Origin of the sequence: Accumulibacter sp., from assembly GCF_032229525.1 — a bacterium.
In the GTDB taxonomy this organism is placed as follows: Bacteria; Pseudomonadota; Gammaproteobacteria; order Burkholderiales; family Rhodocyclaceae; genus Accumulibacter.
The window spans coordinates 1,734-22,698 of record NZ_JAVTWB010000156.1 but is presented as its reverse complement, the minus strand read 5'-3'; the positions used below and the strand labels follow the sequence as shown (position 1 = coordinate 22,698).

Below are 20,965 nucleotides of genomic sequence, written 5' to 3'. Positions count from 1 at the left end.
AGCGACGGGCTAGCTGCGTGACTTCTCGCTTGGATTCCGCGCCGCGGTCAAAGGGACGACGGCGACCCCGTATTTGCGCGAAACACGCTCGTACTGTTCGCGTGCGGCGATCACCCTGGCATTGCGCATGTCCTTTTCCTGGGCCATCTGCAGGTAGCTAACGCCACGCTTGGCCATCGCCGGGTTCCATCCTTTGAGCTCAAGCAGGGTGAAAATCGCCTTCGTGGCATTGACCAGGAACTGCAGATTGGGTACTCGTTCCGCGGCTTCCATCAGCAGCTGTACCGAGCCCTCGAGGTCCCCACTGCGAGCGGCCAGGACGCCCCGGTTATTCAGCTCGACGATCTCCTTGCCGACCTGCGCCAGCAGTGCCTGACCGTCCTTTTCGTGCCCGGTCTTTGCGTAGATGCTCTGAATCTGAGCGATCATCGCGTGGTCTTCGTGGTTTTCGGCGGCAACCTTGCGAACCACTTCTTGCGCACTGGCCTCGTCACCGACGGCCAGACACGCATGCGCCAGATCGAGAGCCAGCTTCGGCGACACCAGCCCCCCCTTGCCCTCTGCTTTCAAGGCGTCGTGCAAGACCAGTGCTTTCTCGACCGCCAGCTTGGCCTTGGTCGGGTCGCCCGCCTTGTCTGCGCAAAGGCCTTCCAGGATCAGCGCACCCAATTCGCCCTGTTTGCTGCCCCGCAAGTCGCGCCGGAGTTCCTCGGTAATCCGCTTGGCACCATCGGTGTGACCGAGGTCAAGCATGACGCGTGCGAGATTGGAATAGTCGTCAATATTGTTCAGCGAGGAGCCACGTCGACGCTCGAGCACTTTGCCATAAGCTTTTTCGGCGGCCAGAAAATCCATGTTCCGTGCTGCTACGTCGCCGACCATCCGCTGTCTGGTGGAGTTGTTGGGGGAAATCATCGCAGCTGCTTGCAGGGCTTCCTGCGCTTCCGGGAGTTTGCCCATTTCCTCGCGTACTTCGGCGAGAAAGTCGTAGGCGGCCATGAACTCGGGGAAGTCGTCGATAAGCGCTTGTCCGGTGGCCTCGGCTTCACCGAGTTTCTGTTGACTGCGCAGCGAAATCGCCAGGCCGATACGCGCCCAAGGTACGATGCGCTGCGACAGCACCTGCTCGTAAACCACCTGCGCTTCGGCGGGGCGCCCGAGCACGTTGAGGATTTCTCCCTTCAGGCGCAGCGCGTCGAACAGGAAGCCGCTGTCGTAGCCGATCAGGCGTTCGCAGGTGGCCAGGGCGTCGGCGAAAGCACCATTGTCCAGATACTCGTAGAGTTGCGCGAAGAACTGTTTCTTGTAGAGGGCGCGGACCAGTCGCCCGTGCAATTCATCGGCCGTAAACGGCTTGATCAGGTAGTCGTCGGGCGCCAGTTCGGCGACCGCGACAACATTGTGATAACCGCGCTCGCTGGTGATCAGCATGAACACGGTGGCCAGCGGGACCAGGTGCTGCTGGCGCAGTTCTTCCAGCAGTTGCTGACCGTCGCGCCCGTCTTCCAGCTGGTACTCGGACAGGATGATGTCGAAGTGGTGCGCTCTCACCTGGCGGAGGACTTCGGCCGAGGTGCCTGCGTTGTGCACCGCGGTAACCCCGAGCGCCGACAGCATGATGCGTAGCGAGTTGCGGGCGTTAGGGTGGCGATCAATCAGCAGCGCCCGTTTGTGCGCCAGTTCCTTGCTCAGCTTCTGGAGCAGGTCAGCGGTGGTTTCGGGCGTCTTCATGGATCGCACATTACCGGACAGCGTCTTGTCGAGCAAGCGACCGACAGGACGGCCCGGCCGGCGTGCCGGCTAGCCGCTAATCGCCAGCGTCCTGGCGAGCGCCTTGCGCGCTGCCGCGCGCCCACCGGCCCTTCAGGTTCAGCTGCTTCGGTGGCAGTGGCGAGCTCACTTTACCGAGTTGCGAATCAAGTGATCGAAGGCACTGAGCGCCGCCTTGGTGCCCTCACCCATGGCGATGACGATCTGCTTGTACGGTACCGTGGTGACGTCGCCAGCCGCAAACACACTCGGCAGAGATGTTCCGCCGCGGGCGTCGATCTCGATCTCACGGTGGGGTGAAAGCGCGATCGTGCCCTTCAGCCACTCGCTGTTCGGTAGCAGCCCGATCTGCACAAAAATCCCTTCCAGTTCAACGCGATGCGCATCGCCGCTAGCGCGATCTGTGTACAGCAGAGCATCGACCTTGTGACCATCGCCGGTAACTTCGGTGCTCATCGCTTCGGTGATCACCGTGACGTTGGTCAGGCTGAACAGTTTTTTCTGGAGGACGGCATCGGCGCGCAGGGTCGACTCGAATTCCAGCAGAGTGACATGGCCGACGATGCCGGCGAGGTCGATCGCTGCTTCCACCCCCGAGTTGCCACCACCGATGACTGCCACGCGCTTGCCCTTGAACAGCGGTCCGTCACAATGGGGGCAGTAGGCCACGCCATGACCGCGATATTTTTTTTCGCCCGGGACGTTCATTTCACGCCAGCGCGCGCCGGTGGCGATGATCACCGTCTTGCTGCGCAGCGTCGCACCGCTGGCCAGGCGAATCTCGTTCAGGCCGCCTTGGGTGGCCGGTACCAGTGCCTCGGCGCGCTGCAGGTCCATGATATCGACGTCGTACTCCTTGACGTGCTCTTCGAGCCCGGCTGCGAGTTTCGGACCATCGGTTGCCTTGACCGAGATGAAGTTCTCGATCGCCAGTGTGTCCAGCACCTGGCCGCCGAAGCGCTCGCTGACCACGCCGGTACGAATCCCCTTGCGCGCGGCGTAGATGGCGGCCGCAGCTCCGGCGGGGCCACCCCCGACGATCAACACATCGAAGGGGTCGCGCGCCGAGATCTTCTCCGCTTCACGCTGTGCGGCTCCGGAATCGATCTTGGCGACTATCTCCTCAAGCACCATGCGACCCTGGCCGAATGGTTCGCCGTTGAGAAAGACTGTCGGCACACCCATGATCTGGCGGGCGCTGACCTCGTCCTGGAACAACGCCCCGTCTACCATTTCATGGCTGATGCCGGGATTGAGTACGGCCATCAGGTTCAGCGCCTGGACGACGTCAGGGCAACTGTGACAGGACAGCGAAATGAAGGTTTCGAAACGGAAGTCGCCGGCAATGGCGCGGATTTCTTCCATCACGCTGGCATCGACTTTCGGTGGGTGATCGCCGACCTGCAGCAGTGCGAGAACCAGCGAGTTGAATTCGTGCCCCATCGGGATGCCGGCAAAGCGGATCCGTGCCTCTTCCCCAGGGCGACCGACGGCAAAAGAGGGTTTGCGCTCGGCATTGCCGTCTTTCCGGAGGCTGACCTTGTCGGACAGCGCGGCGATATCCTGCAGCAGGGCGAGCATCTCTTGCGCCGGGTGGCTGCTGTCCAGTGAAGCGACCAGCTCGATCGGCTGCTGCAGCTTTTCCAGGTAAGCACCGAGTTGGCCCTTGATGTTGGGGTCTAGCATGTGAGTTCTCCTGTGTCGAGTGGCATTGAAAAGGGGCCGCCAAGCAGCTCGCTTCGCGGCCCCTTTGCGTTGGGACCCGGATTCACGCTGCCAGTACCGCTGGCAGCGCAAAAGAAGGCTGATCCTAGATCTTGCCGACCAGGTCGAGCGACGGGGATAGTGTGGCTTCACCCGGCGTCCACTTGGCCGGGCAGACTTCGCCCGGGTGGCTGGCCACGTACTGAGCCGCCTGCACCTTGCGCAGCAGTTCCTTGGCGTCGCGGCCGATACCGAGATCGTGAATCTCGCAGACCTTGATGACTCCTTCGGGGTTGATCACGAAGGTGCCACGCAGCGCGAGGCCGGCTTCCTCGATCATTACCTCGAAGTTGCGGGTGATCGTGCCGGTCGGATCGCCGATCATCGGATACTTGATCTTCTTGATCGTCTCGGAGGCGTCGTGCCACGCCTTGTGTGTGAAGTGGGTGTCCGTGGAGACCGAGTAGACTTCCACGCCGAGCTTCTGAAACGACGCGTACTCGTCGGCCAGGTCACCCAATTCGGTCGGGCAGACGAAGGTAAAGTCAGCCGGGTAGAAAAAGACTACCGACCACTTGCCCTTCAGATCGGCGTCGGAGATGGAAACATCCTTGCCATTGTGAAAAGCGGTGGCTTTGAAGGGTTTGATTTCGGTATTGATCAAGGACATCTTGAGCTCTCCTTTTTCTGCGTCTGGTTAAGAAAATGAATCGACGAACGGATGTTAGTGGATTGGCCAACATTGTTCCAATTGATTCTCGCAATCTGCGCCATAGTCAATGGCTATGCGCATGGTCGGGCGCGGGAGGAAAAGCCGGTGCGCCGATCGCCGCAGTTAATCGCCATTTCTCAGCGCAAGGCCCGCCCAGAGCTTTGATCCGGACGGCTCGAATCGATCGTCGGCTTTGCGCAGATACCGGAGTGGTTTGGGTGCGGGCTCGTTCGAGAGCCCTTGCTCACTCAGAAACCTGTTATTTTTCAGCGAACTGCCGTAGAATCGCGCTCTTTTGCGCGATCCTCCGCGCGAGAAAGACCGGACTGCCCATGCTCTTTCCTGACCGTTTCGAGGTGATTGTTGTCGGTGGTGGCCATGCCGGCACCGAGGCGGCGCTGGCTGCAGCGCGTGTGGGAATGAAGACACTGTTGCTGACGCACAACCTGGATACGCTCGGCGCAATGAGCTGCAACCCCTCGATCGGCGGCATCGGCAAGGGGCATCTGGTCAAGGAGGTCGATGCTCTTGGTGGGGCGATGGCCGAGGCCACTGATGAAGCGGGTATCCAGTTCCGGATTCTCAATTCCAGCAAGGGCCCGGCGGTGCGCGCGACGCGGGCGCAGGCCGATCGCGTGCTCTATCGGCAGGCGATCCGCTCCCGGCTGGAGAAGCAGCCGAATCTGGCGATTGTCGCGCAAGCCTGTGACGACCTGATCATCGATGGTGATCGCGTCGCCGGGGTGGTGACCCAGCTCGGCGTGCAGTTTGCAGCGCGAGCGGTGGTGTTGACTACCGGGACCTTTCTCAACGGCCTGATTCACGTCGGCATGTCGAACTATACCGGCGGTCGCATGGGCGACCCGCCGGCCGTCTCGCTGGCGGCGCGTCTGCGTGAGCTGAACTTGCCGGTCGGGCGGCTCAAGACCGGCACGCCGCCGCGGCTTGACGGCCGGAGCATCGACTTCTCGGTGATGGTCGAGCAGCATTCCGATCAGCCGCTGCCGGTCTTCTCGTTTCTCGGTGAGGCGGCACAGCACCCACAGCAGCTGCCGTGCTGGATTACCAGCACCAATGCCCGAACGCACGATATCATCCGCGCCAATCTCGACCGCTCGCCGATGTACGCCGGGGTGATCGAGGGCGTCGGGCCGCGCTACTGCCCTTCGATCGAAGACAAGATTCATCGTTTCGCCGGCAAGGACAGCCATAACATCTTTCTCGAACCGGAAGGCCTGGGGACCCGCGAAATCTACCCGAACGGTATTTCTACCAGTCTGCCATTCGATGTTCAGCTGGCCATCGTTCGTTCGATCCGTGGCCTGGAGAGCTGCCACATCCTGCGCCCGGGCTATGCCATCGAGTACGATTACTTCGATCCGCGCGGACTGAACGCCTCACTCGAAACCAAGGCCATCGGCGGGCTTTTCTTTGCCGGCCAGATCAACGGCACCACCGGTTACGAGGAAGCTGCTGCGCAAGGCTTGCTGGCGGGCGCCAACGCAGCGTTGCTGGCACAGGACAAGGAGCCGTGGACGCCGCGTCGCGACGAGGCGTATCTGGGCGTGCTGGTGGACGATTTGATCACGCGTGGCGTGTCCGAGCCGTACCGGATGTTTACCAGCCGTGCCGAGTATCGTCTGTCGCTACGCGAGGACAACGCCGACATGCGTTTGACCGAGCATGGTCGCCGCCTCGGTCTGGTAGACGATCGCCGCTGGGCGGCCTTTTGCGAGAAGCGTGAAGCGATTGCCCGTGAACAGGAGCGCCTGAAGGCGACCTGGGTGCATCCGGCAAAGATCGCCGATGAGCAGGCGACACGCATTTTCGGCAGGCCCCTGGAGCGTGAGTACAGTTTGCACGACCTGCTTCGCCGGCCGGATGTGGCCTACCGGGACTTGATGACCTTGCGTCTGGGCGAGGGGTCCGTCGACGGGGGCTTGCGTGACTCGCAAGTCATCGAACAGGTCGATATTCAGGCCAAGTACCAGGGCTACATCGAACGCCAGCAGGAAGAAGTGGCCAGGAGCCTGGGGAACGAGGAACTGCGCTTTCCGGCGGACTTCGATTTCAGCATTATCGGCGGCTTATCCAAAGAGGTGCAGCAGAAATTGTCGCTGCAGCGGCCGCAGACCCTGGGGCAGGCCTCGCGCATTCAGGGTGTGACCCCGGCAGCGATCTCGATCTTGCTCGTCTACCTGAAGCGTGGCGGGGTGGACCTACCACGCGTACCGCGCCAGCGCATCAGCGGTGTCGGTTGTTGAGTCCTCAGGGGCAACTGGAACAGGGCCTGCGGGTCCTTGGCCTCGAGCTTCCGGCGCGCGCGCAGGCCAAGCTGCTCGACTACACGCTTCTGCTCGAGAAGTGGAACAGAACCTATCGCCTGACCGCCTTGCACGAGTCTTCACTGGCGGTCAGTCATCATCTGCTCGACTCACTGGCGGTGTTGCCCTTCGTCCGCGGAGAGAGCTTGCTCGACGTCGGCAGTGGCGGTGGCATGCCCGGGATCCCGCTGGCCATCGCCCGGCCCGAACTGCGTGTCGTCCTCGTCGACAGCAACTCGAAGAAGACGGCGTTCCTGCAACAGGCGGCAATTGAGCTGGGTCTGGCGAATATTGCCGTACACTGCGGTCGCATCGAGAAGTATCGGCCAGCGGTGAGTTTCGCGGCGGTCACCGCACGTGCTTTTGCCGATCTTGCTGAGCTGGTGCAGCTCACTGACCACCTGCTGCACGCGAACGGTGACTGGCTGGCGATGAAAGGGGTCTACCCGCATGGCGAGATTGCCCGCTTGCCTGCTGAGTTGGTGGTCGACGGGGTGCATCGTCTGGAGGTGCCCGGGGTGATCGGCGAGCGGCACCTGGTGGTGATTGGCCGTGGCACAGGGCGGCGGTGACGGGGAGAGAGTTGATTTGGCAAGCGTACTCGCGGTAACCAACCAGAAAGGCGGCGTCGGCAAGACCACGACGGCCGTTAACCTTTCGGCCTGTCTGGCCGAATCCGGTCAACGTGTCCTGCTGATCGATCTCGATCCGCAGGGCAATGCGACGACCGGCTGCGGCGTCGTCAAGCGGGCCGCTTTGCCGACCGTCTATCAGGTGCTGATCGGCCGTTCGACCGTCGCTGATACGCGCCTGGCCAGCGACTTCGGTTTCGACGTGCTGCCGGCAAACCGCGAACTGGCGGGTGCCGAGATCGATCTGATCGAAATGGAGCTGCGTGAGTATCGCTTGCGTGACGCCTTGGTCGACGTCGCTGGGGAGTACGACTTTATCCTGCTGGATTGCCCGCCGGCCCTGAATATGCTGACCGTTAACGGCCTGGTTGCTGCCGACACGGTAATGATCCCCATGCAATGCGAATACTATGCGCTCGAAGGTCTGACCGATCTCGTGGCGACCTTGAAAAAGGTGCGCGCCAACCTCAATCGGCGACTCGAAATCGAAGGCTTGTTGCGGACCATGTTCGATCCGCGTTCGACATTGACCCAGCAGGTCTCGCGCGACCTCGAGGGGCATTTCGGTGACAAGGTCTATCGCACGATCATTCCCCGCAACGTGCGTTTAGCCGAGGCGCCGTCTTACGGCAAGCCGGTGATCGCCTTCGATCGCAGTTCCAAGGGAGCGCAAGCCTATCTCCTGCTGGCGCAAGAGATTCTCGATCGGCGCGCCGGCAAGCAGGGTGTTGGCAAAAAAGCCGCGCCAGGGGGGGGGGGGCAGCCATGAAACTGAAAGGACTGGGCCGTGGCCTGGATGCCTTGCTGGCCGGTAATGACGCGCAGAACAAGGAGCAGCAAAGGACGCTGCCGGTAGGCGACATCCAGCCCGGGAAGTACCAGCCGCGCACCCACATGGACGCTACTTCGCTCGAAGAGCTGGCTGCGTCGATCAGAGTGCAGGGGCTGATGCAGCCGATCCTGGTTCGCCCGGTCAGCGATGACCGCTACGAAATCATTGCCGGCGAACGCCGCTGGCGAGCCGCGCAGATGGCGGGTCTGACCGAGGTATCGACCTTGATCCGGGAGATTCCGGACGAGGCCGCGCTGGCGATGGCGCTGATCGAGAACATTCAGCGGGAGAATCTCAACCCGCTCGAGGAAGCGCTTGGTCTGCAGCGCTTGATCGACGAATTCGCGATGACGCATCAGCAAGCCGCCGATGCCGTCGGTCGTTCGCGGCCAGCGGCCTCCAATTTGCTGCGCCTGTTGCAGCTGGCACTGCCGGTGCAGGAGCTTCTGATGCGTGGGGAAGTCGACATGGGCCACGCGCGGGCACTGCTGCCGCTGGCCGGCGCGCTGCAGGTTCAGCTGGCCCAGCGGGTGGTCCAGAAGGGTCTGTCGGTAAGAGAAACGGAGCGCCTGGTTCAGTACGCGCTGAGACCGTCGAAGGAGTTGGTGGCCCGGAAGCCTGATCGCGACGTGCTGCGTCTGCAGGACGAACTGGCCGACCTGCTGGGGGCGCAGGTGGCGATTCGGGCCAATCAACGTGGGGCGGGCAAGGTGCTGATCGAGTTTGGCGACCTCGATCAGCTTGAAGGAATCCTGCAGCGCCTTCGTCATTGATGCGCCGCACCATTGAGGCTTGGCCGGCGCCTACCCAACCCGCCTGCAAGGCAGGCCTAATCAAGAAAAATGAACTTTCTTGCACCTGCGGTTTGATTCCTCTATAGGAGTCATGGTATCCTGCCAACGTTTTGGAGGGGCTGGTCGTGCATCCTCAGGTTCGCTGGTTCTTTCGTTGCCAGGTGGCTGTGACACTGGTGGCGGCGCTGATAGCGGGTCTGGCTCTGGGGTTCAATGCGGCTGTTTCTGCGGCGCTCGGTGGCGGTATTGCTATTGCCAGCGCGCTGGCCTATGCATGGCGAGCCTTGCGGCCATCGGGGACGGTAGCTGCTGATGCGAAAAAGGCGTTCAATGCCCAGCTAGCCGGTGAAGGGTACAAGTTTGCCGTAACCTTTCTGCTGTTTGCCGTGGTCTTCAAAAGCTACGCACAGCTCGCAGCTTTGCCGCTCTTCCTGGCTTATGCTGCAACGATTGTTGTTTATTGGATGGCGCTGCTCAGACGGCGCTAGTCGAACAGGGGAAAAATATGGCTTCTGGCGAAGCATTGACGAGCAGTGCCTACATTGTTCACCACCTGACCAACCTCAAAGTGGGTGAGGGTTTCTGGGCGCTTCATCTGGATACCTTGCTCGTCTCTGGTATTCTCGGCTTGGTCGCTTTCGTGGGGATGGCCAAGATTGCCAGCAAGGCGACTTCGGGCGTTCCGAGCAGCATCCAGAGCTTTATCGAAATTGTCCTCACCTTTGTCGATCAGCAGGTGAAGGATACCTACCACGGCCGCAGCCCCTTGGTGACGCCGATGGCGATTACCATTTTCGTCTGGGTTTTCCTGATGAACGCCATGGACCTCATTCCGGTGGACTTCCTGCCCCTGATTTTCGGCGCGGTTGGCGTGCATTACTTGAAGGTCGTGCCGACCACGGACCCGAATCTCACCTTTGCCATGTCGCTGACCGTGTTCGCGATCATGCTGATCATGGGGGTAAAGGTGAAAGGTGCGGGAGGTTTCCTGCACGAAGTGTTCTGTGTGCCGTTTGGCGCCAAGTTGGCACCGCTGAATCTTCTCTTCCGGATTATTGAGGATATCGCCAAGCCGATTTCCCTCTCGTTGCGGCTGTTCGGCAACATGTACGCTGGCGAAATGGTGTTTATCCTGATCGCTCTGCTCGGTATCTGGCAGCTACCGCTGGCCTTGCCGTGGGCTCTGTTCCATATCCTGATCATTACCCTGCAGGCCTTCGTCTTCATGATGTTGACCATCGTCTATTTGTCGATGGCCAGCGAGTCCCACGGTTAGCCGGAGTTAGCTGGGCCTGGTTGCCAATTTGCTTCACGTTGTCCTTGTTTAACCCATTTAGCATGCCTTATTAGGAGAAACATTAATGGAAGCCGCTCTGTCTGTGTTGCTTGGAAATACCGCCATCGCCGTCGCCATCCTGATCGGTGCGGGTGCCCTCGGTACCGCTATCGGTTTTGGTATTCTCGGTGGTCGCTTCCTGGAAGGAGCCGCTCGCCAGCCGGAAATGATTCCGACCCTTCAGGTCAAGATGTTCATCGTTGCGGGTCTGCTTGACGCGGTCACCATGATCGGCGTCGGTATCGCGCTGTTCATGCTGTTTGCGAATCCCTTCATCGCCGTCGTCAAGGGCTGATCGCTTCTCCTTTCTGACGCACTTTTAAAAGGAGGTTAGCGTGGATATCAACGCAACGTTATTTGGCGAAGCAATCTGGTTCGGCGTCTTCATCTGGATCACCATGAAGTACGTGTGGCCACCGCTGCAAAAGGCCATCGCCGATCGCCAGGCGCTGATCGCTGACGGGCTTGCCGCCGGTGAGCGCGGGAAGCACGAACTGGAGCTGGCCGGGAAACGTTCCGCCGATTCCCTGCGCGAAGCGAAGGCGAAGTCTGCCGAGATCATTGCTGCCGCAGAAAAGCGCGCCTTAATGGTTATCGAAGAGGCCAAGCAGGCCGCGAAAGTGGAGGCCGACAAGGTTGTCGTGTCGGCACAGGCGGAGATTGCTCAGCACGTCGAGCAGGCCAGAGCCGAGCTGCGTGGCCGGGTCGCCGATCTGGCCGTGGCTGGTGCCGAGCGCATCCTGAAGCGCGAGGTTGATGCCAAAGGGCACGCCGCGATCCTGGCCGAACTGAAGCAGGAACTCTGAGACCATGGCCGAACTCGTTACCATCGCGCGTCCCTACGCTGAGGCGGTCTTCCGTCTGGCGCTGGAAAACAAGGCGCTAGCGGGCTGGTCCGAGCGGCTGTCGCTGCTTTCTGAAATTGCCGCGGATGACCGCATGCGTTCCTGCATCGGTAATCCCGAACTGTCTGCTGCGCAGAAGAGTGAGCTCTTCAAGTCGTTGGTTGGCAAGGCCGTTGCAGGCAGCGAAGCCAATCTGATCGACGTTCTCGCTGCAAATGAGCGACTTTCCGCTTTGCCAGAGATCGCGGCTCTCTTCGAAGCGCTGAAGGCCAGCCAGGAAGGCGTCAAGGAAGCCACGATCTACAGTGCTTTCCCGCTTGACGACGCGCAGCGCATGGCGCTGATCGCGGACCTGGAGACACGCTTCAAGACCCGGCTAACTGCCGAAGTGGTCGTCGATCAGTCCCTGATCGGCGGCGTCAAGATTGTGGTTGGCGACCAGGTCCTCGATACTTCCGTAAGCGGAAAGCTTGAGTGCCTGCGGTTGGCGCTCAAGAACTAGGAGAATTTCCATGCAGTTGAATCCTTCAGAAATCAGCGAACTGATCAAGAGCAAGATCGAGAATCTTGACATCAGCGCCGATCTGCGCACCCAGGGCACCGTCGTTTCGGTGACCGATGGCATCTGCCGCGTCTATGGACTGACCGACGTCATGCAGGGCGAAATGCTTGAATTTCCCGGCAACACCTTCGGCATGGCCCTGAACCTCGACCGCGACTCGGTTGGCGCGGTGGTGCTCGGCGAATACGAGCAGATCAGCGAGGGCGACACGGTCAAGACCACCGGCCGCATCCTCGAAGTCCCGGTCGGCCCCGAACTCCTCGGTCGCGTGGTTAACTCGCTCGGCCAACCGATCGACGGCAAAGGCCCGGTCAACAACAAGCTGACCGACAAGATCGAGAAAGTGGCGCCTGGCGTGATCTGGCGCAAATCGGTTTCGCAACCAGTGCAGACGGGTTTGAAGTCGATCGACGCGATGGTGCCGATCGGTCGTGGCCAGCGTGAACTGATCATCGGCGACCGGCAGACCGGCAAGACCGCGGTCGCCATCGACACCATCATCAACCAGAAGGGCCAGAACCTGATCTGCATCTACGTCGCGATCGGTCAGAAAGCCTCGACCGTCGCCAACGTGGTCCGCAAGCTCGAAGAGAACGGCGCGATGGAATACACCATCATCGTCGCCGCCACCGCTTCCGAATCGGCCGCGCTGCAGTATATCGCCCCGTACTCCGGGTGCACCATGGGCGAGTATTTCCGTGACCGTGGTCAGGACGCACTGATCATCTATGACGACCTGACCAAGCAGGCATGGGCCTATCGGCAGGTCTCGCTGCTACTGCGCCGTCCTCCCGGGCGTGAAGCCTATCCGGGCGACGTCTTCTATCTGCACTCCCGGTTGCTCGAGCGCGCAGCGCGCGTCTCCGAAGAGTGGGTCGAGAAGTTCACCAATGGTGAAGTCAAGGGCAAGACCGGTTCGCTGACCGCGTTGCCGGTCATTGAGACTCAGGCTGGCGACGTATCTGCCTTCGTGCCGACCAACGTGATCTCGATTACCGACGGCCAGATCTTCCTCGATACCGACCTCTTCAATGCGGGTGTTCGTCCCGCCATCGACGCCGGTATCTCGGTTTCTCGGGTCGGTGGTGCAGCCCAGACCAAGGTGATCAAGAAGCTCGGCGGCGGCGTTCGCCTCGCGCTTGCGCAATACCGAGAACTCGCTGCTTTCGCCCAGTTCGCCTCCGACCTTGATGAGGCCACCCGCAAGCAGCTTGACCGTGGGCGCCTGGTGACGGAACTGATGAAACAGCCTCAGTACTCCCCGCTCTCCGTTTCCGAGATGGCGGTCACCCTGCATGCGGTGAACAAGGGCTTTTTCGATGATGTCGAGGTGAAAACGGCGCTGGCAGTCGAGAAGCAGATGCAAAGCTTCATCAAGCAGAAATACGCCGACCTCATCACCAAGATCGAAACGACCAAAGAGCTTGACGCCGACGCCGAGCAGACGCTTAGCAAGGCGATCGAGGAATTCAAGGCCACACTGGCCTGATCGCTCGAGGAGTAGGCCATGCCTAGCGGCAAGGAAATACGCAACAAGATCAAGAGTGTCGAGAGTACGCGCAAGATCACCAAGGCCATGGAGATGGTGGCCGCTTCAAAAATGCGCAAGGCTCAGGACAGGATGCGCGCAGCCCGTCCCTATGGCGAGAAGATCCGCCTGGTCGCCGGTAATCTTTCGCACGCCTTGACTGACTATCGCCATCCCTTTCTGACCGTGCGCGAGCCGGTCAAAGCAGTTGGCCTGATCACTGTCACCTCCGACAAGGGGTTGTGCGGTGGTTTGAATACCAATGTGCTTCGGCTTTCGCTCGGCAAGATGAAGGAATGGGATGCCGAAGGCAAGAAGCTTCGGGTCACGGCGATCGGTAACAAGGGGTTGGGCTTCATGCAGCGCGCCGGTGCGACCGTCGTTTCGCAGCTGACCGGCCTCGGCGACACGCCGCATCTGGAAAAGCTGATCGGCCCGATCAAGGTGCAGCTTGATGCCTACGTCAACGGCGAGATCGACGTCCTTTACATCGCCTACACGCGTTTCATCAATACGATGAAACAGGAACCGACGCTTGATCAGTTGCTGCCACTAGCCGGAGAACTGGTCGGTGGCGAAGGCAACCGCTGGGACTACATTTACGAGCCCGATGCCAAAGTCGTGATTGACGACCTGCTGGTGCGTTATGTCGAGGCCATGATCTATCAGGCTGTTGCCGAGAATATGGCCTCCGAGCAGAGCGCTCGCATGGTAGCCATGAAGTCCGCTTCGGACAACGCCAAGAACGTAATCGGCGAGCTCAAGCTGGTGTACAACAAGGCTCGACAGGCGGCGATCACAAAAGAGCTTTCGGAAATCGTCAGCGGCGCAGCGGCTGTCTGACCAGGCGATAGTTAGTTTATTGATTAGGGATACAACCATGAATCAAGGAAACATTGTTCAGTGTATCGGTGCCGTGGTGGACATCCAGTTCCCGCGTGATGCCATGCCCCATATCTACGACGCCCTCCAGCTCGACAAGGCTGAAGAGTCGGATATGTGTGAATCCGACCTGGTGTTCGAAGTCCAGCAGCAGCTGGGTGACGGCATTGTGCGCACGATTGCCATGGGATCCTCCGATGGTCTGCGCCGCGGCATGAAAATCAACAATACCGGTGCTGGCATTTCGGTCCCGGTTGGTGATGCGACGATCGGCCGGATCATGAACGTTCTCGGTCGACCGATTGATGAAGCCGGGCCGATTGCGACCGATGAGCGTCGTGAAATTCACCAGCTGGCACCGAAGTTCGACGAGCTGTCGCCCTCGGTGGATCTGCTGGAAACCGGGATCAAAGTGATCGACCTCGTTTGTCCCTTCGCCAAGGGCGGCAAGGTCGGCCTGTTCGGCGGCGCCGGTGTCGGCAAGACCGTGAACATGATGGAACTGATCAACAACATCGCCAAACAGCACTCGGGTCTTTCGGTGTTTGCCGGTGTCGGTGAGCGGACTCGCGAGGGCAACGACTTTTACCACGAGATGAAGGATTCCAACGTCCTCGACAAGGTGGCGATGGTCTTCGGTCAGATGAACGAGCCACCAGGCAACCGCCTGCGCGTCGCCCTGACAGGCTTGACCATGGCCGAGCGTTTCCGCGACGACGGGCGTGACATCCTCTTCTTTGTCGATAACATCTATCGTTACACCCTGGCCGGTACCGAAGTATCGGCTCTGCTTGGTCGGATGCCGTCCGCTGTGGGCTACCAGCCGACTCTGGCCGAGGAGATGGGCCGCCTGCAGGAGCGCATCACCTCGACCAAGGTGGGCTCGATTACCTCGATCCAGGCGGTCTATGTGCCAGCCGATGACCTGACCGACCCGTCCCCAGCGACCACCTTCCTCCACCTCGACTCGACCGTGGTGCTGTCCCGCGATATCGCTTCGCTCGGCATCTATCCCGCTGTCGATCCACTTGACTCGACGTCCCGGCAGCTCGACCCGCAGGTGGTCGGCGAGGAGCATTATGCCGTCGCTCGCGGCGTGCAAATGACCCTGCAGAAGTACAAGGAGTTGCGCGACATCATCGCCATTCTCGGCATGGACGAGTTGTCGCCGGAAGACAAGCTGGCGGTTTATCGTGCTCGCAAGATTCAGCGTTTCCTCTCACAGCCGTTTAGCGTGGCGGAAGTGTTTACCGGTTCGCCTGGAAAGTACGTCCCGCTCAAGGACACCATCAAAGGTTTCAAGATGATCGTCGAGGGCGAATGCGACAGTATTCCCGAGCAGGCGTTCTACATGGTAGGCGGTATCGAAGAAGTGTTCGAGAAGGCCAAGACGCTCTAGAACAGGATCAGAGAACGTCGTCTCGGTGGCACTTTTGGGTGCCGAGACGAACAGCAAGGGAAGAACACCATGTCAATCAGAGTGCATGTCGACGTTGTCAGTGCCGAGGAGTTGATCTTTTCGGGGCAAACGGACTTCGCGGTATTTCCAGGCGAATCCGGCGAGCTCGGGATCTACCCGCGGCATACGCCGCTGCTGACGCGCATCAAGCCGGGTACGGTCCGCCTGAAGATACCGGATCGAGAGGAATACGAACTGGTGTACGTGTCGGGTGGCATGCTTGAAGTGCAGCCGCAGCTGATTACGGTTCTTGCCGATACGGCCGTTCGCGCCAGCGATCTGGACGAAGCCAAGGCGATTGAAGCCAAGCGCCATGCCGAAGAGGTACTGAGGAATCACACCTCGGATGTTGGTCTGGCCGCCGCCGAAGCGGAGCTGGCGCAGGCGGTTGCGCAGTTGGGGGCAATCAAGAAACTGCGCCATTCGCGCTGAGCGAAGTTTCTCCGCTACGACAAAAAAAGGGCAGCCGGGTGCTGCCTTTTTTCTTGGTCGACGGAGGATTCTTCGGTGTTTCTAGCGACGCTCGACCCGCTCGAGTCTCTTCTCGAAGCGCGCGAAATCGTCGCGTACGCTATCGACCTCCGAGGAAAAGCGTTCAAGCGCACGGCGGGGCGCGATTGCCAAATCCTCCTCCGTCAGATACTCGGCCACACTGAACGCAAGACTCGTGGCGCTCTGCGCTTGCCATCGCGCTAGCCTGGTGGCCAGTTGCAGAGCGCGTCGAGCCACGATATCGCCAACGAATTGCGACAGATCGTCCTCGACATCCCAGCGCAAACCGCGAAAGACAAAACCGAGGGTTTCAGCCAGTTCCGCCGAGCCGGAGACTGTCGCAGAGGAGAAAAGCGAAGCCCGGTCGGTCAGGAAACGCGCCGGGGCGTCGTCGGGCAGGCGGATGCTGACCGTCGCCGGCGACGCCAAGTCGGCGGGCTCGAGCCAGCCGCTGGCGGCTATCCTGATCGGCAGGACCGTCCGCCCGAACTCCAGGCGGGCGGTATGGCCGGCAAACCGCCCAAGCCGGTCGCGCGCCCAATCCTCCGTCGTCAATAGGTGATTGACAAAGGCGAGCGCTGGTTTGGCGAGCAGGCGAATCAGGACACCTGCTGGATACCGGAAACCACCCAGCCCCGCGACCCATCAGCGGGCTTCGAGAGGTTCCAGATCTCATCGAACGCGGCGGCAGGCACACCGTCTTCTTCGCGGATCATCCCGCTCATGCGTACGCTGGCGATGTGGCGGTTGTCCTCGCTGATGACCTCGAGCAGCGCGGCGTCCAGCGTCACGACGTCGGTCTGCTGTTTCGCGTGGCCCCTCTCGTCCATCTGCAGCTTGATCTCGGCAAACACCTCCGGACTGACGAACTCGCGAATATCCTCCATGTTCCCGGCGTCGTTGGCCGCCTGCAAGCGGACGAAATTCAGCTTGGCGACGCGCAAGAAGCCGTCTGCGTCAAAATCCGCCGGAATGTTGGCCATCGGGCGAGCAGCCAGGCTGCCAGTGCCGGACACGTCCTGCGCCGGGTAGCGGCCGTCAGCCGGAAAGCCTGGTGCAGGGGTGACCTCCTGCGCTCCCCGCGCCATCCCGGGAGACGCGGCGCCGGCGTACTGCAGTGGTTCAGGCGCGGCCGCGGGATCTGCCTTGCGGCGAAACAGCATCTTGAACACGAAGACGGCGGCCATGGCCAGCAGCGCGATCATTACCAGGTTGGCCATTCCCTCGCCGAGGCCAAAGTGTGACAGCAGTGCGGCGATTCCCAGCCCCGCGGCGAGACCCGCCAGCGGACCCATCCAGTTACGCTTGGGTGTGGCAGCAGCAGGCGAAGCTGCGTTAGTCGGCGCCGGCGCTGCTTTCTGAGGCGCCGGGGCTGCTTGCCGCTGCATGCCCAGTGACCTGCCACCGCCGAAGCGTCGCGCCTCGGCGTCGTCGACGACGAGGCCAAAACTTAACGCACAGACCGCCAGCCCCACCAAAAATCTTCTCACTACTCTCTCCTCTCAGAACTTGAAACCACGATGCAGGGCAACGACGCCCAGCGCCAGATTGAAGTAGTGGACACGTTCGAACCCGGCGCGTTCCATCAACCCCTTGAGCGCCTCCTGATCGGGATGAACCCGGATCGATTCCGCGAGATAGCGGTAACTCGCCTCGTCGTCGGTGATCATTTGTCCGAGACGCGGAATCACCTTGAACGAATAGAAGTCGTAGGCCGGCGCCAGAGGTTTCCAGACCTGCGAAAATTCGAGCACCAGCAGGCGCCCTCCAGGCCGCAGCACGCGTTGCATCTCGGCCAGCGCCAGGTCCTTGTGCGTCATGTTGCGCAGACCGAAGGCGACCGTCACGCAGTCGAAGTAGTCGTTGGGAAAAGGGAGCTTCTCGGCGTCACACTGCGCGACACGGACCATGCAACCCCGGTCATAGAGTCGATCGCGGCCGCGGGTGAGCATCGCGTTGTTGATGTCGGTCAGCCAGATTTGTTCACTGCTGCCAAGCTTCTTGGCGAAGGCCAGCGCGAGGTCGCCGGTGCCACCGGCCACGTCGAGTACCCGTGACCCTTGACGCACGCCGCTCTTGGCGATGGTGAAAGCCTTCCACAAGCGGTGGAGACCGCCCGACATGAGATCGTTCATCAGGTCGTAGCGTTGGGCGACGGAGTCAAAAACGTCGGCGACGCGTTGCGCCTTTTCGTTCTCGACCACTTCCTGAAAGCCGAAATGGGTGGTGTGTCTGTCGCTCATCTGTTCAGTTCACGGGGATGTATCGGTGAGATCAGTGCTTGCTGCATCCGCCTGATGTCTTGGCCGGCGCTACGGCGCATTGCGCCGGATCGCGACTGGCGCCCTCCGCCTTCAGGCGCTCAAGGTAGGCCTGCCACAGCTCTTCGCGATGGCTGCCCAGATTGTAGAGCACGTCCCATGAGTACAATCCGCTGTCGTGGCCGTCGGAGAAAACAGGCCGGATGGCGTAGTTGCCGACCGCCTCAATGCGGTCGATGGCGATGTCGCGCTTGCCCACCTGCAGAACTTCCTGTCCCGGACCGTGGCCGCGTGCTTCAGCCGAAGGGGTAAAGACGCGCAGGAACTCGTAGGTCAGCTCGAAACGTTCCCCGCCGGGGAAGCTCACTTCGAAAATGCGCGACTTCTGGTGAAGTTTGATTTCGGTCGGAATCTTTGTGCTCTCGTCCAGGCCAGCCATGAATCTCTCTGAGGGGAAATCGGCCGACCATGATAGCGCAAAACGGACTGCGGCAAGCTGTCAAGCGGTTTTGCGAGGCGCCCGGCGGGCTATTCCCCCGGTCTCGTCACCGTGCTCGCGGCAGGCGACCAAGGTGCGCGGGAGTCACGGACGGCCGTCAAATCCACCCTGGGCGAGAAGCGCTGCGAGGCACTTGGCGGGACGGGAGCGCATCCCGGTCGGAGCTCCTGCGGGCTTGGGCGGCGCGGCCGTCAGGTGACCGAGAAAGTCACGCGGTCGAAGTCCGAGCCGCTACCTACCAGGCGGTGCATGCGCACCCGCCAAATGCCGTCAACGTAGACTTCGAGCAGCCGCCCAGGATAGAACCAGCCCTGCGGCAGGACCAGACTCTGCTCCGCACCGATGGCGGCGACCGCTGGCAGGATAAAGGCACGGCTATAGAGCTCGGCGTGCCCCTCATCTTCGGGGAGAGGACGGGCGGCCACGGCCTGTGGCTTTCCGGGCAGCGCGGCGATCCCGGCGACCAGGCCGCCACCCTGCTCCTGCATCAGCCACGCGACCTGCGCCAGGAAATACGAGCTACCGTCGTGCGGGCAAATGGACAGCAGCTGGTCGGGTACCATCCTCTTGCCGACAGAGGAGCGCATCAGACGGAAGCCGTTGGCGCTCTGGTTGAGCACTTCCCATTCATCGATAGCAAAGCCGAGCTGTGACTGGCGAATACCAAGTTGCTCAGTCGGATCCAGCATCTGGCGGAAGGTGAACAGGCTGTCGAATTCCTTGCGCGAATAGATACGGGCGTTGTCCGGCTGACTGAACTCCTTTCCGGAAACGTGGTAGTGCATTCCCGCGAATCCGCCACATATCTTCGCCATTCCCGTCGTGGCGTTGCGGCGAAACTGCCGAGGGGTCCTGAGCAAGGCCCACGGCCTCGAGAGACGCTTCAGCAATCGCTGACATTGTGCGGTGGTGCAATCTTCGCCGAGACCCAGTTGTGCCGGGGTCGTTCTCTCCTGTAACCGCGCCTTGGCCTGATTGAGCTGCGCTTCCAGACGGGCGGTGTCGATACGACGGACGTTTTCTGTCTGCAGGCACTGGCTGGAGGAACGCAGACCACAATCGTGCATCAGGTCGACGACCGACTGCGGGAGGGCTTCGCCCGGCAGCGCGGCGTGCAGCGTCACCAGCGGAGACCACATGTCTGCCCAGCGCCGAACCAGGCCGAGCTCGCGCACGGAGAGGCTGACGGGCCCGGCAAGTTCGGTAAGAATCAGACTGACAAAAGCGGCAGTGCAGTGGGTGCTACGCCCGAGTGGATCGAGGGAGTCCGGCACGGCGAGTGTTGCCAATCCCCATTCTTCGGCGCTGGCGTAGAAGCCGTGCAAGTCCAGCCACAGTCCGCGTGGCAGTTGCCGCCGTGCGCGATGATGTTCGGTGATCGCCATCCCGGTGTAGTAAATACAGCGATGCAGGATCAAGGCAAGCCGTTCAGCATGATTGTCCTCCGGGCGCTGCAAGCGCGCACAGTGCGAATAGGCGCGCGCCGCCTTCAGCCATGTCGAAACGACCTCGTGAAAGGCTTCGTCTTCGCTCTCGCCCAGCGGCAGGGCCTTGTCGGTGTAGCGACGAGAAAACTCTTCTTCGATGAAGCAGAGCGAAATCCGCGTCTGCTCAAGCAGTTGCAGATAGATCTCGCCAGGAGGCGGTGCCTGCAGCAGGCTATCGAGAAAGCGATTGATCTCGAACTGCGCCTGCTGGGAGTTGGCCAGAGGCAGCCGCGAGAGGATTTGGAAACCCGTCTGCAGGTCGGAGATCTTCATGGTGACCGGGACGGCGGCAAGCACTGCGCTCATGATGGGGTCTCCTTATCCTTGCTTACCGCTGTCCGCGGTGACTGTGCTACGCAATGCTGCGATGATCTGATCGCCCAGTTGCCGGCCATCGACAAGCCGGCGTTGCGGGCTGTGTGCCCGTTCGGGCGCCGCCCACACCGGCAGGGGAAAGTGCCTGTCGTCGCGCCAGCGCGGGATCAGGTGCCAATGAACATGGGGCGTCAGGTTTCCCAAACTCGCGAGGTTGATCTTGTCCGGCTGGTAGAGGCAGCGCATTGCGGTCTCGACGGCAAACACCACGTTCATCAGCTGCATCCTTTCCGGGTGTGGCAGGTCGCTCATCTCGCGCAGGTGACGGTGCAGGATGACTCGGCAGAAGCCGGGGTAGTCGGGGTCGGCAACCATGACCACACGACAGATTCCGTTTTCCCAGATCACGTCGCCACCCGGTGAGGCGCATAACTCGCAATCCTCAAATCCACCTTTGCTCACTTCCAGACTCCTTGCTGATTGGTCGGCGCCATGGCGCCCTGTTAAGTCAGACGATAAGCTGGTACGGCC

22 protein-coding genes are annotated in these 20,965 nt (G+C 61.0%); 13 read left to right on the top strand and 9 right to left on the bottom strand.

Annotated features, from left to right (window positions below; genetic code table 11):
- Positions 1-9: 9 nt before the first annotated feature.
- The 3 genes from RUW20_RS12085 to ahpC form a co-directional block, all read right to left on the bottom strand.
- Entirely contained in the window at positions 10-1,731 is a 1,722-nt protein-coding gene (locus tag RUW20_RS12085) for a response regulator (RefSeq protein WP_313952478.1), read from the bottom strand.
- Positions 1,732-1,896: 165 nt separating this feature from the next.
- A complete protein-coding gene (ahpF, locus tag RUW20_RS12080) occupies positions 1,897-3,456 on the bottom strand; it encodes an alkyl hydroperoxide reductase subunit F (protein ID WP_313952477.1) in 1,560 nt (519 codons plus the stop codon).
- A 124-nt stretch (positions 3,457-3,580) separates the two neighbouring features.
- Positions 3,581-4,144 (bottom strand): alkyl hydroperoxide reductase subunit C, encoded by a 564-nt coding sequence (ahpC, locus tag RUW20_RS12075; RefSeq protein WP_313952476.1) that lies wholly within the window; start codon positions 4,142-4,144, stop codon positions 3,581-3,583.
- A 374-nt stretch (positions 4,145-4,518) separates the two neighbouring features.
- On the opposite strand from ahpC, the gene mnmG reads away from it, so the two are divergent.
- The 13 genes from mnmG (at position 4,519) to RUW20_RS12010 (ending at position 15,812) form a co-directional block, all read left to right on the top strand.
- Positions 4,519-6,450 carry a tRNA uridine-5-carboxymethylaminomethyl(34) synthesis enzyme MnmG gene (gene mnmG / locus RUW20_RS12070; protein WP_313952475.1) on the top strand — a complete coding sequence of 644 codons (1,932 nt, stop codon included), beginning with the start codon at positions 4,519-4,521 and terminating at the stop codon, positions 6,448-6,450.
- Positions 6,447-7,082 (top strand): 16S rRNA (guanine(527)-N(7))-methyltransferase RsmG, encoded by a 636-nt coding sequence (rsmG, locus tag RUW20_RS12065; RefSeq protein WP_313952473.1) that lies wholly within the window; start codon positions 6,447-6,449, stop codon positions 7,080-7,082. The genes mnmG and rsmG overlap by 4 nt, the downstream gene beginning before the upstream one ends.
- Before the next feature lie 16 nt (positions 7,083-7,098).
- On the top strand, positions 7,099-7,911 hold the full coding sequence (locus tag RUW20_RS12060; protein ID WP_313952472.1) for a ParA family protein: 813 nt from the start codon (positions 7,099-7,101) through the stop codon (positions 7,909-7,911).
- Positions 7,908-8,747, top strand: coding sequence for a ParB/RepB/Spo0J family partition protein (locus RUW20_RS12055; RefSeq protein ID WP_313952471.1), 840 nt, complete (start codon positions 7,908-7,910; stop codon positions 8,745-8,747). The genes RUW20_RS12060 and RUW20_RS12055 overlap by 4 nt, the downstream gene beginning before the upstream one ends.
- A gap of 146 nt (positions 8,748-8,893) precedes the next feature.
- A complete protein-coding gene (locus RUW20_RS12050; protein ID WP_313952470.1) occupies positions 8,894-9,256 on the top strand; it encodes an ATP synthase subunit I in 363 nt (120 codons plus the stop codon).
- Between the two features lie 17 nt (positions 9,257-9,273).
- Positions 9,274-10,044 (top strand): F0F1 ATP synthase subunit A, encoded by a 771-nt coding sequence (gene atpB, locus RUW20_RS12045; protein ID WP_313952469.1) that lies wholly within the window; start codon positions 9,274-9,276, stop codon positions 10,042-10,044.
- A gap of 85 nt (positions 10,045-10,129) precedes the next feature.
- Positions 10,130-10,399, top strand: a complete 270-nt coding sequence (gene atpE / locus RUW20_RS12040; RefSeq protein WP_409559352.1) for a F0F1 ATP synthase subunit C — start codon at positions 10,130-10,132, stop codon at positions 10,397-10,399.
- A gap of 40 nt (positions 10,400-10,439) precedes the next feature.
- Positions 10,440-10,910: a F0F1 ATP synthase subunit B gene (locus RUW20_RS12035; RefSeq protein ID WP_313952468.1), complete on the top strand. Its 471-nt coding sequence runs from the start codon at positions 10,440-10,442 to the stop codon at positions 10,908-10,910.
- A gap of 4 nt (positions 10,911-10,914) precedes the next feature.
- On the top strand, positions 10,915-11,451 hold the full coding sequence (locus RUW20_RS12030) for a F0F1 ATP synthase subunit delta (RefSeq protein WP_313952467.1): 537 nt from the start codon (positions 10,915-10,917) through the stop codon (positions 11,449-11,451).
- Between the two features lie 10 nt (positions 11,452-11,461).
- Positions 11,462-13,000, top strand: coding sequence for a F0F1 ATP synthase subunit alpha (gene atpA, locus RUW20_RS12025; RefSeq protein WP_313952466.1), 1,539 nt, complete (start codon positions 11,462-11,464; stop codon positions 12,998-13,000).
- A gap of 18 nt (positions 13,001-13,018) precedes the next feature.
- Positions 13,019-13,882 carry a F0F1 ATP synthase subunit gamma gene (atpG, locus tag RUW20_RS12020; RefSeq protein WP_313952465.1) on the top strand — a complete coding sequence of 288 codons (864 nt, stop codon included), beginning with the start codon at positions 13,019-13,021 and terminating at the stop codon, positions 13,880-13,882.
- A 37-nt stretch (positions 13,883-13,919) separates the two neighbouring features.
- Positions 13,920-15,320 (top strand): F0F1 ATP synthase subunit beta, encoded by a 1,401-nt coding sequence (gene atpD, locus RUW20_RS12015; protein ID WP_313952464.1) that lies wholly within the window; start codon positions 13,920-13,922, stop codon positions 15,318-15,320.
- A 69-nt stretch (positions 15,321-15,389) separates the two neighbouring features.
- On the top strand, positions 15,390-15,812 hold the full coding sequence (locus tag RUW20_RS12010; protein WP_313952463.1) for a F0F1 ATP synthase subunit epsilon: 423 nt from the start codon (positions 15,390-15,392) through the stop codon (positions 15,810-15,812).
- A gap of 81 nt (positions 15,813-15,893) precedes the next feature.
- Here the strand turns inward: RUW20_RS12010 and RUW20_RS12005 are convergent, their stop codons facing one another.
- The 6 genes from RUW20_RS12005 to RUW20_RS11980 form a co-directional block, all read right to left on the bottom strand.
- The gene (locus RUW20_RS12005; protein WP_313952462.1) at positions 15,894-16,427 is read right to left on the bottom strand and encodes a hypothetical protein; all 534 of its coding nucleotides are present in this window, start codon (positions 16,425-16,427) and stop codon (positions 15,894-15,896) included.
- 44 nt (positions 16,428-16,471) lie between these two features.
- Positions 16,472-17,362, bottom strand: a complete 891-nt coding sequence (locus RUW20_RS12000; protein WP_313952461.1) for a Tim44-like domain-containing protein — start codon at positions 17,360-17,362, stop codon at positions 16,472-16,474.
- Positions 17,363-17,374: 12 nt separating this feature from the next.
- Positions 17,375-18,115 carry a bifunctional demethylmenaquinone methyltransferase/2-methoxy-6-polyprenyl-1,4-benzoquinol methylase UbiE gene (gene ubiE, locus RUW20_RS11995; RefSeq protein ID WP_313952460.1) on the bottom strand — a complete coding sequence of 247 codons (741 nt, stop codon included), beginning with the start codon at positions 18,113-18,115 and terminating at the stop codon, positions 17,375-17,377.
- Positions 18,116-18,146: 31 nt separating this feature from the next.
- Positions 18,147-18,572: a DUF971 domain-containing protein gene (locus RUW20_RS11990; protein WP_313952459.1), complete on the bottom strand. Its 426-nt coding sequence runs from the start codon at positions 18,570-18,572 to the stop codon at positions 18,147-18,149.
- A 251-nt stretch (positions 18,573-18,823) separates the two neighbouring features.
- Positions 18,824-20,425 (bottom strand): hypothetical protein, encoded by a 1,602-nt coding sequence (locus RUW20_RS11985; RefSeq protein WP_313952458.1) that lies wholly within the window; start codon positions 20,423-20,425, stop codon positions 18,824-18,826.
- A gap of 12 nt (positions 20,426-20,437) precedes the next feature.
- Positions 20,438-20,965, bottom strand: a 528-nt coding sequence (locus RUW20_RS11980) for an HIT family protein (protein WP_313952457.1), incomplete at its 5' end; no start/stop codon positions are given.

Coding starts and splice junctions, on each gene's coding strand:
- ahpF (WP_313952477.1), bottom strand. CDS start 3,456: ATGCTAGACCCCAACATCAAGGGCCAACTCGGTGCTTACCTGGAAAAG.
- RUW20_RS12085 (WP_313952478.1), bottom strand. CDS start 1,731: ATGAAGACGCCCGAAACCACCGCTGACCTGCTCCAGAAGCTGAGCAAG.
- ubiE (WP_313952460.1), bottom strand. CDS start 18,115: ATGAGCGACAGACACACCACCCATTTCGGCTTTCAGGAAGTGGTCGAG.
- RUW20_RS11990 (WP_313952459.1), bottom strand. CDS start 18,572: ATGGCTGGCCTGGACGAGAGCACAAAGATTCCGACCGAAATCAAACTT.
- RUW20_RS12010 (WP_313952463.1), top strand. CDS start 15,390: ATGTCAATCAGAGTGCATGTCGACGTTGTCAGTGCCGAGGAGTTGATC.
- ahpC (WP_313952476.1), bottom strand. CDS start 4,144: ATGTCCTTGATCAATACCGAAATCAAACCCTTCAAAGCCACCGCTTTT.
- RUW20_RS11985 (WP_313952458.1), bottom strand. CDS start 20,425: ATGAGCGCAGTGCTTGCCGCCGTCCCGGTCACCATGAAGATCTCCGAC.
- atpB (WP_313952469.1), top strand. CDS start 9,274: ATGGCTTCTGGCGAAGCATTGACGAGCAGTGCCTACATTGTTCACCAC.
- atpE (WP_409559352.1), top strand. CDS start 10,130: ATGGAAGCCGCTCTGTCTGTGTTGCTTGGAAATACCGCCATCGCCGTC.
- RUW20_RS12030 (WP_313952467.1), top strand. CDS start 10,915: ATGGCCGAACTCGTTACCATCGCGCGTCCCTACGCTGAGGCGGTCTTC.
- atpG (WP_313952465.1), top strand. CDS start 13,019: ATGCCTAGCGGCAAGGAAATACGCAACAAGATCAAGAGTGTCGAGAGT.
- atpD (WP_313952464.1), top strand. CDS start 13,920: ATGAATCAAGGAAACATTGTTCAGTGTATCGGTGCCGTGGTGGACATC.
- atpA (WP_313952466.1), top strand. CDS start 11,462: ATGCAGTTGAATCCTTCAGAAATCAGCGAACTGATCAAGAGCAAGATC.
- mnmG (WP_313952475.1), top strand. CDS start 4,519: ATGCTCTTTCCTGACCGTTTCGAGGTGATTGTTGTCGGTGGTGGCCAT.
- RUW20_RS12055 (WP_313952471.1), top strand. CDS start 7,908: ATGAAACTGAAAGGACTGGGCCGTGGCCTGGATGCCTTGCTGGCCGGT.